Source organism: Neptuniibacter halophilus (genome assembly GCF_030295765.1).
Lineage (GTDB): Bacteria > Pseudomonadota > Gammaproteobacteria > Pseudomonadales > Balneatricaceae > Neptuniibacter > Neptuniibacter halophilus.
Window position 1 is genome coordinate 2,988,975 of the sequence record NZ_AP027292.1, and the last position, 15,238, is coordinate 3,004,212.

Here is a 15,238-nt window from a genome sequence, read left to right on the forward strand (position 1 = left end):
CATTTTGTCTATGTTGCAGTGCGGTTGTCGCGAATTATACGGATTTTGTCGGTAATGTCTTGGTAATTGCTACGAAGGGTCTTAGCAATTCGGCGCATAGTCATTCTAAAGTAGTAACGAAATCACCTGTTATCAGGCCTTGGCTGCCATTTCTATAAGAGATCGCTTATGGATCCTATTCAAAAATAAAATATAGCTTATATAGCGGCGTATATTTGTCGTCAGGGGGCATATTTACTTATTTCATCGACTAGAATAGTCTCCACGCCCCACTTGTTCCGTTGCGGAGAGATCGATGGAAGATATTATTGAATTGCTGCAGGAGCGTAATGCCGATGTACCTGTGCCGCTTGAGCTGCCGGATGACGATGACCTGGTTGAGATTGAGGAGCAGATCCTGATCTCTCTGCCGGATGAGTACAAGGAGTTCCTGCTTGAAGTCAGTGATGTCATCTGTGGTTCTCTGGAACCGGCTACAGTGGCAGACCCTCAGTCTCATACGTTTTTGCCGGAAATGGCAGCAACGGCCTGGGATATTGGCATGCCGCGGGAGTTTATTCCTGTCTGCGAGCATGCGCAGGGATATTACTGCATCAGTCAGGAAGCTCAGATCTTCCTGTGGCAGCGGGATGAAGGGCTGGTTGATGAGTGGCCTTCGATCTGGAACTGGGCTAAAGAAGTATGGCTGGAGAGCTGAGCATGAGCGGAACACTGTTTAAACAGGTTGAATTACTGGCTGAGCAGATGCTGGAAGCGGCTGAGGCAGATGATGAACCTCGCTTCTATCAGCACTATGAGGCGCTGGAAGCGCTCTGTATGAGCCATCAGGGCAAAAAGTCTGATCATCCGGTGTTGTGGGAGACGCTGGCCGATTTTTCCGAGGATAATCCCCGGGCAATTGCGCTTTACCAACAGGCGTTCAGTCTGGCTGATCAGCTAAAAGAAAATGAGTATAAAGCGTCGATTATGTTCGCACTGGCGCAACGCCAAAGCGAAGAGGGTGACAGTGAAGCAGCGCTGCTGTCGCTGGAGAAGGCGCAGCGGTTCGCCTCTTTTACTGAGGACGAGGAGTTGCAGCAGGAGATTGCTGAACTGCAGTCAGCTCTGGCTTAATCGCCGCTAGCAGCACAAAAAAACGGAGCCAGTTGGCTCCGTTTTTTTGTGCATGGCCAGGCTTAGTCGATACGTACAGCGACGTAACGACCCGGTGCCGGCTCAATGGCCTGATACTCGGCATTACCCGGCGCAGCCGGTGCAGGCACTTTTTTGCCCGCACGGCGTTTCAGCCACTCGGCCCAGTGAGGCCACCAGGAGCCTTCCTGACGTTCCGCGCTTTCCAGCCAGTGCTCTGCAGTTTCACCCAGCTCACCGTTGATCCAGTAGTGGCGACGGTTTTTGGATGCCGGGTTGATAACGCCGGCCACGTGACCGCTGGCGCCGAGAACAAACTCGTTTTTACCTTTGAGCAGCTCGGTGCCGCTGAAGGTGCCTTTCCACGGTGCAATATGGTCTTCGATGGTCGACAGGAAGTAGCAAGGGATCTTGATTTTGCCCAGGTCGATCTTTTCACCACAGATGGTCAGCTCATCTTTTTTGGTCAGCGCATTGTCCAGATACATCTTGTTGATGTAGTAGGTGTACATGGTCGCTGGCAGGTTGGTTGAGTCGCTGTTCCAGTAAAGGATATCGAACGGCGGTGGTGTCTGGCCTTTAAGGTAGTTGTTGACTACGTAAGACCAGATCAGGTCATTGGAGCGCAGCATGTTGAATGAGGTCGCCAGCTCGCGTCCACTGAGATAACCCTGATTGTTGACCTTGTCTTCCAGCTTCTTAACCTGCTGTTCGTCAATGAAAACGCAGAGATCACCCGGATCCTGGAAGTCCAGCAGGGTGGTAAAGAAAGTGGCAGAGGCGATAGTGGTATCTTTACGTGCGGCCATCACTGCCAGACTGGTGCCCAGCAACGTACCGCCTACACACCAGGCTACCGCATTGATCTTGTCGCTGCCGGTAATCTCCTGAACCACCTGAGTGGCTTTAATCACGCCTTTTTCTACGTAATCGTCCCAGCTGATGTAGCTCTGATCAGTTGTCGGGTTGAGCCATGAGACCATAAAGGTGGTCTGGCCCTGATCAACACAGTATTTAACGTATGAGTTGCTTTCCTGCAGGTCGAGAATATAGAACTTGTTGATGCAGGGCGGCACGATCATGGTCGGGCGTGCGAAGGTTTCTTCGGTCGTTGGCTTGTACTGGATGAGCTGGAACATCTCGTTTTCGAAAACCACGGTACCTTCGGTGGTAGCAATGTTCTCGCCCAGTTTGAAGGCTGACTCGTCGGTCATGGAGATGCGGCCTTTATCCACATCGCCGAGCAGGTTTTTCAGACCGTCTACCAGACTCTGACCTTTGGTTTCGAGTGCCTGCTGCAGGACTTCCGGGTTGGTGAGGGCGAAGTTGGTCGGCGACATCGCGTCTATGTACTGCTGGGTGTAAAACTCCAGCTTTTTCTGTTCCTGATCGGAGAGCTTGGCATTGGAAGCCATCTCCTGCAGCAGTCGTGAACTGAGCAGGTAGGATTGCTTGATGTAGTCAAAGACCGGGTTCTGAGACCACTCTTCAGCCTGGAAGCGGCGATCACCGCGGGCAGGTTCGGCGATGGTCTGGTCGGTTTTTCCGGTGAGCAGATTAGTCCAGAGGTTTAGCTGGCTCTGCTGGTAATCAGTAATGGCGCGAATCCATACGGTTGGGTCTTCCCAGGAGCGGTTAGCCAGTTCAGTCCAGGACTGAGCAAACTGGGTGAAAATATCGTCACCGCCTGAGGTTGAAAACATGTCCAGCACTTTCTGTGTTTCGGTGTTCAGGTAGTCGATAAACTCCTGAGGATTGGAGGAGAGTAGATTGCTATTGTTGTCCATAGGTTCGCCTTTCTTCGTCATATCCGTCTTCCATCTCTCTTGCTTCTTCTGTCAATTTCGCCGGAAGCGTGGGAATACACAGTTTTTATCGGGTTTTTCAGCTTATTGTCGGCTGTTGATGATTGCAAGAACGCGCTACTGAAACACCAGCATATGTCTGAGCGGTAGTCTGACGCAAGGTATCACTTGGTAGATAACGCTAAGGTGTTATACGTTTTCAGTATAAAGCCTGGTTATTAGTGCTACCTTCAGGTCTAACAACCGGTATTCGCGGCGCTGTGTTGCTCCATCCGCGGGGCTGAACAGGTGTAAAGATCCTACTGGTTAAATGTTTCAGTAATTTGTATCACCGCAGTGACCGGCTGATGTTCACCCGATGGTTCTGTGGCAACAGGGAATTTTGTTAGAATCCCGGCTTTACCCTTTTGCCGGGTCAGACTTATGGAGGCGCAGCGGGTGCGAGAGCTTGAATTGATGGGAACCTTAGGGTGTCACTTGTGCGAGGTTGCAGCGCAACTGATCGCTGCCACGGTCGATATGCAGCAGTACGCCATCTATCAGGTCGATATCGCAGATGACGATCAGTTGCTGGAGGCTTATGCCGTGCGTATTCCTGTGCTGGTGGATCTGAGCAGCGGCAAGGAGCTGAGCTGGCCGTTTGATCAGACAGGGCTGAGTGATTTTCTCAGTCAGTTGGATCAGCCAGCCTGAAAAACTGTCGGCTGGTAGTGGCGACCTCAGTCTGCAGTTGCTTAAGTGACACCCCGCGTAAGCTGGCGACCTTGGCTGCGATATGCGGAAGGAATTCAGGCAGATTCCGTCGGGATCGGGGCTTTGGCTTGAGATCGCGGGGAATCAGATAGGGAGCATCGGTTTCCAGCATCAGCCGATCAGCAGGAATTTCACTGACCAGCCGCTGTAATTCGCTGCCGCGGCGTTCGTCGCAGATCCATCCGGTAATGCCGATGTGCAGATCCAGATCCAGATAGTTGTAGAGCTCTCTTTTACTGCCGGTAAAGCAATGCGCTACCGCGTGACGGAAATCATCCCGATAGGTTTTCAGTATTTCTACCTGTTTCTGGTGGGCGTCCCGTTCGTGCAGAAACAAAGGTAACCCGCATTCTGCGGCCATTTCGACTTGCTTTTCGAATGCCGCGATCTGCATATTGGCCGGAGAAAAATTGCGATTAAAGTCCAGCCCGGTTTCACCCACGGCGATTACGCAATCCTCACGATAGAGGGGCTGAAGCTCGGCCAGATCGGAAGCAGAGTGGTCTTTTGCGTAGTGGGGGTGAACGCCGGCGGTACAGAATAGCCGGCCGGGATATTGCTGGCACAGCTCGATCGCCTGAAGGCTCTCCTGCAGCGTGGTACCGGTCAGAATCATCTGGCCGACACCGGCTGCAAAACTACGTTCGATGACCTCGCTACGGTCGGAATTAAAACTGTTATCGGTCAGGTTAACGCCGATATCAATCCAGCAGGGGGCAGACATAAGGTAAAGCTCTCAATCGGGTCGCGGGTTACAGGGCGGTTTTTTCGCTCTGATTCAGGGCCAGCAACTCTACCTGTTTTTCGTTCAATAAGCTTGCCTGTCGGCCTTCCAGACGATCATAGATGACCCGGAACGCGAGAACGTTCTGAACATACTTGCGGGTTTCGCTGAACGGAATTGTCTCGATCCAGATATCCAGAGGCAGATCACCCCGTTGTTTGAGCCACTTACTGACCCGATGGGGGCCTGCATTATACGCGGCTGAAGCAAAGGCCGGGTTGTTGTTAAAGCGTTTCAGCATGTCGCCCAGATAAGCGGAACCCAGGGTGATATTGGTTTTCGGGTTATACAACTGTGACGTGGATTTGTAGGGAACCTTATGTTTCCGCGCGGTCTGCTGCGCGGTTTTTGGCATGAGCTGCATCAGGCCACGGGCCCCGACGCGGGACTGGGCATTATACAGGAATGCACTCTCCTGGCGGGCAATGGCCACCGGGAAGCTGAGATCGAGACCGTTCCTGATGGCGTGCTGCTTAAACAGTGCTGCATGAGGGTGTGGAAAACGCAGGTCGACGTGATCCCAGCGTTCAGTTTTTGCCGCATTGATGATGGCCTGCAGGTGCCATCCCCAGGAGCGGGCCAGATAGCCAGCCAGCCGGAACTGGTTTTCATCCATCTGCGAGAGGGCGACTCGCCATTCGCGGTTGGCATCAATCAAGCGCCCCAGCCGGAACAGTTCACCTGCGCGGCTCGCTGCGGGCAAGCTGGCGAGTTGATCGAGTTGTTCCTGAGTGACCGGGTCACTGACGGCATTAAGCTGAAAGGGACTTTGGTTCAGCTCTGCGGCAAGGAAGCCGTAATAACTGCGATCCTTAGCCAGTTGTTCAAAGCGCTGCTTGTGATCACCCTGCGGCTGCAGGTGGCGTTCTGCAATCAACAACCAGTACTGCCATTTAGGATCGTTGGCTTCTTCCTCCGGAAGGTGCATGATCGCGGTCTGTACCAGACGCCAGTCTTGCTTGGCCAGACCGTTCCGGATGCGGGTTTCCGTTAGCTCCGGTAGCTCGAAATCAGGGTCAAGCTTTGCGCTGATGCGGATCGCATCCCGATGATAGTTACGGTTGAGCCGGACCCCCATATATTCAGTCACTTCCCCCTGGGCTGGTTTGTCCATCCAGTTATCCCGTTGTGCTATCCAGTTCTGGCTGGCACTGATGGGTTGTTGGCGATACCAGGCCTTATAGGCCAGCGTGGCGGTAATTCGGCGTTGCTCTGCTGTCAGTTGTTGCAGATTGCTGGTGCCAATCAGTTTGGGGTTTGCGTAAATTTTCCAGAATTCATCGGCCTGAGCTTTATGAGCGGAGTTTGTGAGCTTTTTAGTCAGGTAGCGTGCCAGTTTGGTATTGCCCTGATCCAGACTCATCCAGAGTCGCTGCTGTGCTTCCGCGGAGGTGGGGTGCCCGGTTGCCATCCACGCTTTAAACAATGGGTCACAGGTTTTGGGTTGTGAGTTAGCAACCAGCCAGAGTGAACGTGCCTGTTTAAGTGCTGCTTTTTTCTGTTGCGCAGTGCCATTAAGCAGGGCCTGTTGTTGCAGGCAGATATAGTGGGTGCTGCTGACCGGATGGGCGTTGTAATGTTTTATGAACTCTGCCCATTGCTGTTTCTGTGCCAGCCGGGTCAGCCACTTGCGGTTCAGACGATCCGCAACAGGCAGGTCGGGATTAGCGCGGATGAAACGGCTGATCTCCTGATCGCTGCTATTCGACAGGTTTCGCAGCAGGGCCTGATAATCCAGATAAGGAGCGAGCGGGTAATCATTCAGTTGATCCCGCTGTGCTCTGTAGGCGCTTATCTTGTTTTGTTTCAGCAGCGCTTCAGCTTTGAGAAAACTTTGCCGCTGCTGATCGAGGGAGGCGTTTGTGGTGGAAGCGATAAACGGCATTGCCATTATTGAAAGAAGCAGTAAAAACCTTTGCACAACCCGTCGCATTATCCATTCCTATTTGAGGTTTTATTATCAACTTATACGGCAGTTTAGATGGTAAATTAAATAATAATTCACCTGGATGCAGCATTTTCATGCATCTCAGATAAAAAACAGTAAAATGGCGCCCTTCACAAGACAAATACTGAGTACCTATGCCGTTAATCCGACTCGATAAAATCTCCATCGCTTTTGGTGCGAAACCTCTTCTGGATCAGGTGGACTTTCAGATAGACCCCGGTGAGCGGGTTGCGCTGGTCGGCCTCAATGGGGCAGGTAAGTCGACCCTGCTGAAGCTGGTGGCGGGCCATCATAAAGCTGATGGCGGAGAATTCTGGGTCTCTCCGACCTGTCGTGTTGCCGAATTGCCACAGGCGATGCCGGCGGCTGATGAACGTCTGGTGCGGGATGTCGTTACCGGTGGGCTTAAAGATCTGCTGGCCCTGCGCGAGGCCTACGATGAATTAGCTTCATCTGAAAATGCGGATATGCAGGCGCTGGATAAACTGCAGCATCAGATTGAAGCTCAGGATGGCTGGCATATGGAGCAGCGGGTGCAGCGTGTTCTGGAACAGCTTGAACTCGACGGCGATAAACGGATGTCAGAGCTTTCCGGTGGCTGGCGGCGGCGAACGGCGTTGGGCGCGGCACTGGTTCAGCAACCGGACCTGTTGCTGCTCGATGAGCCGACCAACCATCTGGATATTGAGACCATTGAGTGGCTGGAACAGCAGCTCATGGAGTTTAAAGGCGGGCTGCTGATCATCTCCCATGACCGGGCGTTGGTTGACAGGCTGGCGACACGCATTATCGAACTGGACCGGGGAATTCTTACCTCTTTTCCCGGTAGCTACTCGGCGTATCTGGAGCAGAAGCAGAAACTGCTGGAAGAGGAAGAGAAGCATAATGCGGAGTTCGATAAAAAACTGGCTCAGGAAGAGCGCTGGATTCGTCAGGGCATTAAAGCGCGTCGTACCCGTAATGAGGGGCGTGTCCGGGCGCTGAAAAAAATGCGCAATGAGCGGGCGGATCGCCGGGAACGGGCAGGCAAAGCCAAATTCTCACTGGAAGAAGCAGCCCGTAGCGGCAAGCTGGTGGCTGAGCTCCAGGGCGTTTCACTGGGATATGCCGGGCGTACCCTGTTCAGGGATTTTGATTTTACCCTGCAGAGGGGCGACCGGGTTGGCCTGATCGGTCCGAATGGTGCGGGTAAGAGTAGCCTGCTACGCATTCTGCTGGGACAGTCTGAGCCGGATAGTGGTCAGGTACGCCTGGGCACCAATCTGCAAGTGGCCTATTTTGACCAGTTGCGGGCGCAGGTTGATCCGGAAAAAACCGTCATGGATAACATCGCACAGGGGCGTGAAAGTATCAGCATCAATGGCCGTGAGCGGCATCTGATCAGCTATCTGGGGGACTTTATGTTCGCTCCGGAACGCGCCCGGACGCCGGTTAAGGCGCTTTCCGGTGGTGAAACGAACCGCGTGCTGCTGGCTAAATTATTCAGTCAGCCGGCCAATCTGCTGGTGCTGGATGAGCCGACCAACGATCTGGATATTGAGACTCTGGAGCTGCTGGAGGAGATCATCCTCGACTTTGATGGCACCATTCTGCTCGTCAGCCATGACCGTTCTTTCCTCGATAATGTTGTGACCAGCACGCTGGTGTTTGATGCCGATGGTGAGCTGCGCGAATACGTCGGCGGATATAATGACTGGCTGCGTCAACGCCCGGCTCTGCCAAAATCCGCACCTAAGTCAGTTCAGGAAGAAAAGCCTGAGCCAAAAAAGGTGGCGGAGAAGACTGCGGCACCCAAGCAGAAAAAGCTCAGCTATAAGTTCCAGCGAGAGCTGGATGAGTTACCGGCAAAACTGGAACAGGCTGAGGCGTTGCTGGAAAGCTTAACGGCTGAAACCAGTGCCGTTGATTTTTATCAGCAGAGCCACGACCATGTCAGTGCACGGCTTGAGGCATTGCAGGAGCAGGAGCAGGTGGTGGAAACGTTGATGGAGCGCTGGGTTGAGCTGGAGGCAATGCAGGAAGGGGAGTGATCCCCTTCCGTGGCGAAGCGTTAGTCCTGCTCTCTGATCCGTACCGCCAGTACATCACAGTTGGCACCGTGGAGCACGCCGTTTGCAGTGGAGCCCAGTAACAGGGCGATGCCATGGCGTCCATGGCTGCCTACCATAACCATATCAATCTGGTGCTCATCGGCAAGCCGGTGAATCTCTGTTTCTGTATGTCCGGTGACAACTAACTGTTCTTCAACCGGGTAATTCAGTGCTTCGCAGTAGGCCTTTAGTTTCTGTCTGGCATGCTGGTCCAGTTGTTCCTGAATTGAGGTCAGATCCATAGGGACATCCCCGCCATAGGCAAAGCTCAGGGGTTCTATCACATGGACCGCGTACAGTTTGGCACTGTTGGATTCGGCCAGCTCACGCGCTTTTTCCCGTAACTGTTCCGATTCATCCGAGAGATCAAGTGCCAGAAGAATCTTTTGGTAGGTGCTCATTGCGTGACTCCCTTATGGTTGGTCATTCAGCTCTGTATTTGAGGTTAGCATAGAGCCAGCAGGATAGTACTCTGATAAACTGAACAAAACTGATTTTTATCAATAAATTAGCGGGAGTTGGCCATGAAGTGGATGATCATCATTCTGGTCATGATGTCATTGATCGGTTCTATGATGTGGGTGATGCCGACCAAGCGCCAGAAATACCAGGCGGGGCTACGCCTCAAGGCTAAGCAACTGGGTCTTCAGGTTCAGTTGGAAAAGGTGACGCCACCGAGAGCTAAGGGTGAGCTGGAACCAGAGGTAAGGGATCGTACGGCCTACCGCCTGATGCGACAGGGTCTGAGCCGCGAACAGAAAAATCGCTTTAAGTCATGGCATATTTTTCGTGTTGAGTCTCTGGCTGATACCGGGCTGCCGCCGGGATGGAGCTGGCAGCAGGGGGAGCGGGATCTCAGCGACGATCAACTGGCACAGGTCGCAGATCTGGTCGCACAGCTACCCGATGGTGTTTTTTCAATTGAGTCAACGCCGGTTTATCTAGGTGTACATTGGGATGAAGAGGGTGGTGACAGCACGTTGCAGGCCCTGCATGCCGAATTGAATCGTTTCTCTGAAAAGGGGTTTTAATCATGCAGGCGGAAGTCAGGCTGCAACCGGGTCGTTACCGGCATTATAAAGGGCCTGAATATCAGGTACTGGATCTGGTGCGACATTCTGAAACTGAAGAGTGGCTGGTGCTTTACCGCCAGTGCTATGGCGATGAGTCGCTCTGGGTCAGGCCGCTGGCGATGTTTACACAAACGGTCACGCTGGGAGATGGAACCGAGGCACTGCGTTTCACCCGGATCGGTGACTAAAGCAAGCGGTCCATTGAGTCGGAAAGGGTGCCTTGTGAACGAGCTCGCTTAGGTTCGATCGCCTGAATCAGCGCTTCAATCTTATCCAGCCGCGGTTTTTTGTTGTGGTGCGGGATATTCGCTCTCACCAGCAGGGCTTTAGCATGGCGATAGTGTGACAGGGCGGTCATCAGATCATCAGAATTCTGGAAACGCTCCCCCTGACTGATATGAGCATCCGCTACAATGGTGATCCGTAACCAGTAAAGTTCCTGCTGGTAGCTGCGGGCCAGGGTCAGGGTGATCTTGCCGCCACGGGCCAGTTGGATCACCAGTTTCTCGGCAAAGTTGATATAGATCTGTGCCCGCTTCAGGGCCTTATCGCTATCAAAAACCTCCGGGTCAGGGTAGGCCTTATCAGCGGTATCCTTCTGTTGTGAAAGTGAGTTGAACAGTTCGGAATCCGGTGCCAGCATCGCTACCTCTTCGAGCAGTGAGGTGGCATGTTCATTGATTTTGTGAACTATCTCCGCCTTACAGTCAGCTTCGCGGAGCACCGCGATCGCCTGCAGAATGTGCTCTGCCTGACCCTTGAGCCAGGTCAGACGTTTATCTTTGGCTTCCTCCTGCTGCTCCCGTGTGGTGATGACGAAATTGACCGTGAGGGCAATCAGGCCCACTACCGCAATCAAAACCACATAAAAGAGATTATCGTTCAGCATGAGAAAGTTTTTCGATAAATAACTGGTTGTTTAATATAGTGATTATTGTGGCCCTAAAGCATGAATTGGTAAAGATATAACTGATCCATTGGTCTACTTTTATGGAAATTGCCGCTTGACCCGGGCATGCTCAGCACTTATATATGCTCCCCAATTATTCATATTTGTCGAGTTGTCACTGGGAATAAGCCGATTTCTTTGCACTATGCTCAATCGGTAACGCAGGAAATTACCCGGTTCCAGGCCACTTGATGGTACAGCCCAAGATAAAGAAGGACCCTATGGGAAAATCCCTAGTAATTGTCGAGTCACCCGCAAAAGCCAAGACTATTAACAAGTATCTGGGTAACCAGTTTGTTGTTAAGTCCAGCGTGGGTCATATCCGTGATCTGCCAACCAGCGGCAGTACGCGGAAATCCGATCCAAAAGAGCGAGCCCGACAGGCAGCGCTGACCCGGAAGATGTCGCCTGAACAAAAGGTCGAGCATAAGAAGAAGAAAGCGCGGGAGCAGTTGATCGGACGCATGGGTATCGACCCTGAGCAGGGCTGGAATCCGCACTACGAAGTGTTACCCGGTAAAGAGAAAGTCGTTGATGAACTGAAGCGCCTGGCGAAGTCGGCCGACGAAATCTATCTCGCAACCGATTTGGACCGCGAAGGGGAGGCCATTGCATGGCACCTGCGGGAAGCGATTGGTGGAGAAGAGGGGCGTTACCGCCGGGTGGTGTTTAACGAGATCACTAAGAAGGCCATTACTGAAGCATTTGAGCAGCCTTCAGCACTGGATATGGATCGGGTAAATGCGCAGCAGGCACGGCGCTTCCTCGATCGTGTGGTGGGTTACATGATCTCGCCATTGCTCTGGGAGAAGGTTGCCCGTGGTTTGTCTGCCGGCAGGGTGCAGTCCGTTGCCGTGAAGCTGGTGGTTGAGCGCGAAAAAGAGATCCGTGCCTTTGTCCCGGAAGAGTTCTGGGAAGTTCAGGCTGATACCCTGACTAAGGCCAAAGAATCACTGAAGCTGCAGGTGCACCGGGTAAACGGTGAAACCTTCCGGCCCACGTCTGAAGCGGAAACGCAGGCTTATATTCAGCAACTGCAGTCAGGCGCGCTTGAGGTTATCAGTCGTAAAGACCGGCCGACAACCAGTAAGCCATCGGCACCTTTCATTACCTCTACTCTGCAGCAGGCGGCGAGTACGCGACTCGGATTTGGCGTTAAGAAGACCATGATGATGGCTCAGCGCCTTTACGAAGCGGGCTATATCACCTACATGCGTACCGACTCCACCAATCTGAGTGCGGAGGCGGTCGCCAGTTGCCGTGAGTATATTGGTGATCATTTTGGCAGTAAGTATTTGCCAGAGACTCCAAACAGTTACAGCAGTAAAGAGGGTGCTCAGGAAGCGCACGAAGCGATCCGTCCATCCGATGTGAATGTAGAAGCGACGGCGCTGAAGGGTATGGATCGCGACGCCGAGCGTCTGTATGAACTGATCCGTCGACAGTTCCTCGCCTGTCAGATGACACCAGCCCAGTTCCTCAGCACGCGGGTTACCGTGACAAGCGGTGACTTCGAGCTGGTAACGAAGGGGCGGATCCTCAAGTTTGACGGTTATACCCGGGTTATGCCTGCCAAAGGTAAGGGCGAAGAAGATATTATCCTGCCGGATGTTCAGGCGGGCGATAATCTCACGTTGGTTGAGCTGCAGCCTAAACAACACTTTACTAAACCCGCACCCCGCTTTACTGAAGCCAGCCTGGTAAAAGAGCTGGAGAAACGGGGCATTGGCCGGCCATCGACCTATGCTGCCATTATCTCAACGATTCAGGATCGTGGTTACGTAGAGGTACAGAACCGACGTTTCTACGCCCAGAAGATGGGCGATATTGTGACTGAGCGTCTGGGCGAAAACTTCTCTGATCTGATGGATTACAGCTTCACAGCACGGATGGAAGAGAGTCTTGACGATGTGGCTGAAGGCAGTCGCGACTGGAAGGCGCTTCTGGATCAGTTCTACGCTGATTTCTCCGCCAAGCTGGAAGATGCTCAGGATGGCGAAAATGCTATGCGACCTAATTCGCCGACGGAGACGGACATTGCCTGCCCCGACTGTGGTCGGCCAATGATGATCCGAACCGCCAGCACTGGCGTGTTCCTCGGATGTTCAGGTTATAGCTTGCCGCCGAAGGAGCGTTGCAAATGCACCATTAATCTGGTGTCCGGTGACGAGGTCGTGAGTGCAGACGGTGATGATGAAGAGGAATCGCGCATTCTGCGTAAGAAGCATCGTTGCAGCCTTTGTGAATCCGCGATGGATTCTTATCTTATTGATGAGAAACGTAAGCTGCATGTGTGTGGTAATAACCCGGATTGTTCAGGTTTTGAAGTGGAGCTGGGTGAGTACCGCATTAAGGGGTATGACGGCCCAACGCTGGAGTGCGATAAATGCTCTGCTGAGATGCAACTGAAAACAGGTCGTTTCGGTAAATACTTTGGTTGCACGGCTTGCAGCAATACCCGCAAGTTATTGAAGAATGGCGAGCCGGCGCCACCGAAGATGGATCCGGTGCCGATGCCGGAACTGCAGTGTGAAAAGGTTGAAGATACCTACATTCTGCGTGATGGAGCCTCCGGACTGTTTCTGGCGGCCAGTCAGTTCCCGCGCAACCGGGAGACCCGTGCACCAAAAATTATTGAGCTTCTGCCGCATCAGCAGGAGATTGATCCGAAGTATTCCTTCCTGTTCTCGGCGCCAAAACAGGATTCCGAAGGAAACCCGGCAATTGTTCGCTACAGCCGTAAGACCAAGGAGCAGTATGTTATGACAGAGGTCAATGGCAAAGCGACTGGCTGGCGGGCATTCTATCGGGATGGAGCCTGGGTTGAAGAAGAGACCCGGAAAAAAGCCAAATAACAGTTGGGAATAGTATGAGCGGTATTTATCTGGCACGGACTAACCAGAAACTGGCCTTTACCCGGATCCATCTGGATCAGTTGAAGCGGGCTCAGGATGACACCAGTTGGAGCAAGCATGCGCTAATTGAATCCTACAATGAGTCTGTTTTGTTTCATATGGCATCGGCCTATGATGCCTTTCTTCGGGAAATTGCTGAGCTCTACCGGGTGGATACCGAATCTCTGGATGGCTACCGTTCTCTGGCGGCCGAGCTGGAGGCCACCGGTGTTGAAAGCCCTGAATTAAAGCAGCTCAGTCTGCTGGAGGCGGACGAAGCCGGCTGGCTGCATAAACTGATGAGTGCTTATGAGGCATGCTGGCATGGCTCGGATAAGCAGGCCGCTTTAACCGAAACCAACAGCCTGTCTGAGATTCATGTGTTGCAGGTGAACCCTGATCATGCGGAAGACAAAGCGATCGTTGCTGAATATGAGATGTGGTTCACAGCGCTCTCTGAACTGGTCAACCGGCTGCGTGAAGGGATGCAGGAGTGGTAGTCGTACAGACGACTGTGTCACACTGATATTCTTCTGATCTTTGAAAAGTTCCGGCCAGCATCTGCACAAGGGGAAGGGCAGAGCTGGCAGCGGAAATATGTTGCCCGGGTTGATAAACCTGATTCGTTAGCTGTGTTCTCTGCGGCGTATGACAATGCCGTGGCTCTGACCTGCTTTTGCCGCGGATTCCAGTCCGGAAAACTCTTCCTCCGAAAGATAGCCTGGCCAACTGACCACCGCATGGCTGGTGCCGGTACTGAGTGCCTGCCGCGCCAGCTCGTAGGTGCTGTGTTTACTGTCAGGATTCAGAAGAATAACCTTACGCAGATCAATGCCCGCTTCAAGCAGCAGCTGTTTTGGTAGAAGTACCGGTGGGGCAATCCAGACAAACCAGCGATCATCACGGCTGAGCTGCGCGAGCAGTGGCATCAGCATCGGGATGTTAGAGAAATTTTCTCCCTGTACCACGATTTCAGTGATAGAGCCCGCCAGTGCGCACTCGGTTGTTTGTGCAGGTCTTATCCGTACAATCTTTTCACGTTTCGAACGTGACAGTAACCGAGGGGCCGGGTTTGTCTGTAGTGCTAACATGGTTAGTTACCTCTGCGAATAACGCCTACACTCAGTCCTTCGATTGCTACTTCCTGTTCGTTCAGGTCGATAACAATCGGTTCAAATTCTTCGTTTTCGGCGATCAGGTAGACGATATTGCCTTCCTGCTTAAAGCGCTTAACCGTCACTTCATCTTCGAGCCGGGCGACGACAATCTGTCCGTCACGGGCGTTATTGCACTGGTGTACAGCCAGCAGATCTCCATCCATGATGCCCACATTTTTCATGCTGGTGCCTTTAACACGCAGCAGGTAATCGGCTTTAGGATGGAAAAAGTCAGATGAAATGGTGCAATGATCCTCAACGTGTTCCTGGGCCAGAATCGGCGAACCAGCCGCAACCTGACCAACAATCGGCAGGCCGGATTCCTCTTCGAGTTCCGGCACGCGAATGCCGCGTGACGTTCCGGGGATGATCTCGATGGCGCCTTTCTTGGCCAGTGCCTTGAGGTGTTCCTCTGCGGCATTGGCGGAGCGGAAACCCAGATCTTTAGCAATGTCTGCGCGGGTCGGCGGGTATCCGGTTTCACCAATGTGGCGTTTGATGCAATCCAGCACTTCCGTTTGTCGTTTAGTGAGTTTCATGATCATTAGTCTGTTTGTTTATACAGTATGTGTATTTTTATACAGTATTTCTGTTTTGTAAAGCAAGTCATGTTTTTTTATACAGTATTTTTTGCATGCGGTTTTATAACTGGTA

15 protein-coding genes are annotated in these 15,238 nt (G+C 52.7%); 8 read left to right on the plus strand and 7 right to left on the minus strand.

Annotated elements, in window-relative coordinates; genetic code table 11:
* Nucleotides 1-295: 295 nt before the first annotated feature.
* Nucleotides 296-697: an SMI1/KNR4 family protein gene (locus QUD59_RS13950; RefSeq protein WP_286237721.1), complete on the plus strand. Its 402-nt coding sequence runs from the start codon at nt 296-298 to the stop codon at nt 695-697.
* Between the two features lie 2 nt (nt 698-699).
* Complete coding sequence (locus QUD59_RS13955) at nt 700-1,113, plus strand: tetratricopeptide repeat protein (protein WP_286237722.1); 414 nt, start codon at nt 700-702, stop codon at nt 1,111-1,113.
* 62 nt (nt 1,114-1,175) lie between these two features.
* Here QUD59_RS13955 and QUD59_RS13960 read toward each other — a convergent pair whose 3' ends face one another.
* Nucleotides 1,176-2,939, minus strand: coding sequence for a PHA/PHB synthase family protein (locus tag QUD59_RS13960; protein WP_286237723.1), 1,764 nt, complete (start codon nt 2,937-2,939; stop codon nt 1,176-1,178).
* 474 nt (nt 2,940-3,413) lie between these two features.
* Between QUD59_RS13960 and QUD59_RS13965 the strand changes: the two genes are divergently transcribed.
* The gene (locus QUD59_RS13965; RefSeq protein WP_286237724.1) at nt 3,414-3,629 is read left to right on the plus strand and encodes a glutaredoxin family protein; all 216 of its coding nucleotides are present in this window, start codon (nt 3,414-3,416) and stop codon (nt 3,627-3,629) included.
* Here the strand turns inward: QUD59_RS13965 and QUD59_RS13970 are convergent.
* A complete protein-coding gene (locus tag QUD59_RS13970) occupies nt 3,604-4,413 on the minus strand; it encodes a TatD family hydrolase (protein WP_286237725.1) in 810 nt (269 codons plus the stop codon). The genes QUD59_RS13965 and QUD59_RS13970 overlap by 26 nt on opposite strands.
* A gap of 28 nt (nt 4,414-4,441) precedes the next feature.
* Nucleotides 4,442-6,364 (minus strand): transglycosylase SLT domain-containing protein, encoded by a 1,923-nt coding sequence (locus QUD59_RS13975; protein WP_286237726.1) that lies wholly within the window; start codon nt 6,362-6,364, stop codon nt 4,442-4,444.
* A 191-nt stretch (nt 6,365-6,555) separates the two neighbouring features.
* On the opposite strand from QUD59_RS13975, the gene QUD59_RS13980 reads away from it, so the two are divergent.
* Nucleotides 6,556-8,451 carry an ATP-binding cassette domain-containing protein gene (locus tag QUD59_RS13980; RefSeq protein WP_286237727.1) on the plus strand — a complete coding sequence of 632 codons (1,896 nt, stop codon included), beginning with the start codon at nt 6,556-6,558 and terminating at the stop codon, nt 8,449-8,451.
* 20 nt (nt 8,452-8,471) lie between these two features.
* On the opposite strand, the gene QUD59_RS13985 is transcribed toward QUD59_RS13980, so the two are convergent.
* Nucleotides 8,472-8,912 (minus strand): universal stress protein, encoded by a 441-nt coding sequence (locus tag QUD59_RS13985; protein ID WP_286237728.1) that lies wholly within the window; start codon nt 8,910-8,912, stop codon nt 8,472-8,474.
* Nucleotides 8,913-9,035: 123 nt separating this feature from the next.
* Here QUD59_RS13985 and QUD59_RS13990 point away from each other — a divergent pair, with 123 nt between their 5' ends.
* Entirely contained in the window at nt 9,036-9,542 is a 507-nt protein-coding gene (locus QUD59_RS13990; protein WP_286237729.1) for a hypothetical protein, read from the plus strand.
* A 2-nt stretch (nt 9,543-9,544) separates the two neighbouring features.
* Entirely contained in the window at nt 9,545-9,772 is a 228-nt protein-coding gene (locus QUD59_RS13995; protein WP_286237730.1) for a DUF1653 domain-containing protein, read from the plus strand.
* Here the strand turns inward: QUD59_RS13995 and QUD59_RS14000 are convergent.
* Nucleotides 9,769-10,473 carry a DNA topoisomerase I gene (locus QUD59_RS14000; RefSeq protein WP_286237731.1) on the minus strand — a complete coding sequence of 235 codons (705 nt, stop codon included), beginning with the start codon at nt 10,471-10,473 and terminating at the stop codon, nt 9,769-9,771. The genes QUD59_RS13995 and QUD59_RS14000 overlap by 4 nt on opposite strands.
* A gap of 281 nt (nt 10,474-10,754) precedes the next feature.
* Between QUD59_RS14000 and topA the strand changes: the two genes are divergently transcribed.
* Nucleotides 10,755-13,388: a type I DNA topoisomerase gene (topA, locus tag QUD59_RS14005; protein WP_286237732.1), complete on the plus strand. Its 2,634-nt coding sequence runs from the start codon at nt 10,755-10,757 to the stop codon at nt 13,386-13,388.
* Between the two features lie 14 nt (nt 13,389-13,402).
* Complete coding sequence (locus QUD59_RS14010; protein ID WP_286237733.1) at nt 13,403-13,927, plus strand: DUF6586 family protein; 525 nt, start codon at nt 13,403-13,405, stop codon at nt 13,925-13,927.
* Nucleotides 13,928-14,053: 126 nt separating this feature from the next.
* On the opposite strand, the gene QUD59_RS14015 is transcribed toward QUD59_RS14010, so the two are convergent.
* Nucleotides 14,054-14,518: a cell division inhibitor SulA gene (locus QUD59_RS14015; protein WP_286237734.1), complete on the minus strand. Its 465-nt coding sequence runs from the start codon at nt 14,516-14,518 to the stop codon at nt 14,054-14,056.
* 2 nt (nt 14,519-14,520) lie between these two features.
* Nucleotides 14,521-15,123 (minus strand): transcriptional repressor LexA, encoded by a 603-nt coding sequence (lexA, locus tag QUD59_RS14020; RefSeq protein ID WP_286237735.1) that lies wholly within the window; start codon nt 15,121-15,123, stop codon nt 14,521-14,523.
* Nucleotides 15,124-15,238 lie beyond the last annotated feature (115 nt).

Excerpts from the sequence above, each read along its gene's own strand:
- QUD59_RS13980 (WP_286237727.1), top strand. The coding sequence starts at position 6,556 with ATGCCGTTAATCCGACTCGATAAAATCTCCATCGCTTTTGGTGCGAAA.
- QUD59_RS14010 (WP_286237733.1), top strand. The coding sequence starts at position 13,403 with ATGAGCGGTATTTATCTGGCACGGACTAACCAGAAACTGGCCTTTACC.
- QUD59_RS13995 (WP_286237730.1), top strand. The coding sequence starts at position 9,545 with ATGCAGGCGGAAGTCAGGCTGCAACCGGGTCGTTACCGGCATTATAAA.
- QUD59_RS14000 (WP_286237731.1), bottom strand. The coding sequence starts at position 10,473 with ATGCTGAACGATAATCTCTTTTATGTGGTTTTGATTGCGGTAGTGGGC.
- QUD59_RS13970 (WP_286237725.1), bottom strand. The coding sequence starts at position 4,413 with ATGTCTGCCCCCTGCTGGATTGATATCGGCGTTAACCTGACCGATAAC.
- QUD59_RS13985 (WP_286237728.1), bottom strand. The coding sequence starts at position 8,912 with ATGAGCACCTACCAAAAGATTCTTCTGGCACTTGATCTCTCGGATGAA.
- lexA (WP_286237735.1), bottom strand. The coding sequence starts at position 15,123 with ATGAAACTCACTAAACGACAAACGGAAGTGCTGGATTGCATCAAACGC.
- QUD59_RS13990 (WP_286237729.1), top strand. The coding sequence starts at position 9,036 with ATGAAGTGGATGATCATCATTCTGGTCATGATGTCATTGATCGGTTCT.
- topA (WP_286237732.1), top strand. The coding sequence starts at position 10,755 with ATGGGAAAATCCCTAGTAATTGTCGAGTCACCCGCAAAAGCCAAGACT.
- QUD59_RS13975 (WP_286237726.1), bottom strand. The coding sequence starts at position 6,364 with ATGGCAATGCCGTTTATCGCTTCCACCACAAACGCCTCCCTCGATCAG.
- QUD59_RS14015 (WP_286237734.1), bottom strand. The coding sequence starts at position 14,518 with ATGTTAGCACTACAGACAAACCCGGCCCCTCGGTTACTGTCACGTTCG.
- QUD59_RS13955 (WP_286237722.1), top strand. The coding sequence starts at position 700 with ATGAGCGGAACACTGTTTAAACAGGTTGAATTACTGGCTGAGCAGATG.
- QUD59_RS13950 (WP_286237721.1), top strand. The coding sequence starts at position 296 with ATGGAAGATATTATTGAATTGCTGCAGGAGCGTAATGCCGATGTACCT.
- QUD59_RS13960 (WP_286237723.1), bottom strand. The coding sequence starts at position 2,939 with ATGACGAAGAAAGGCGAACCTATGGACAACAATAGCAATCTACTCTCC.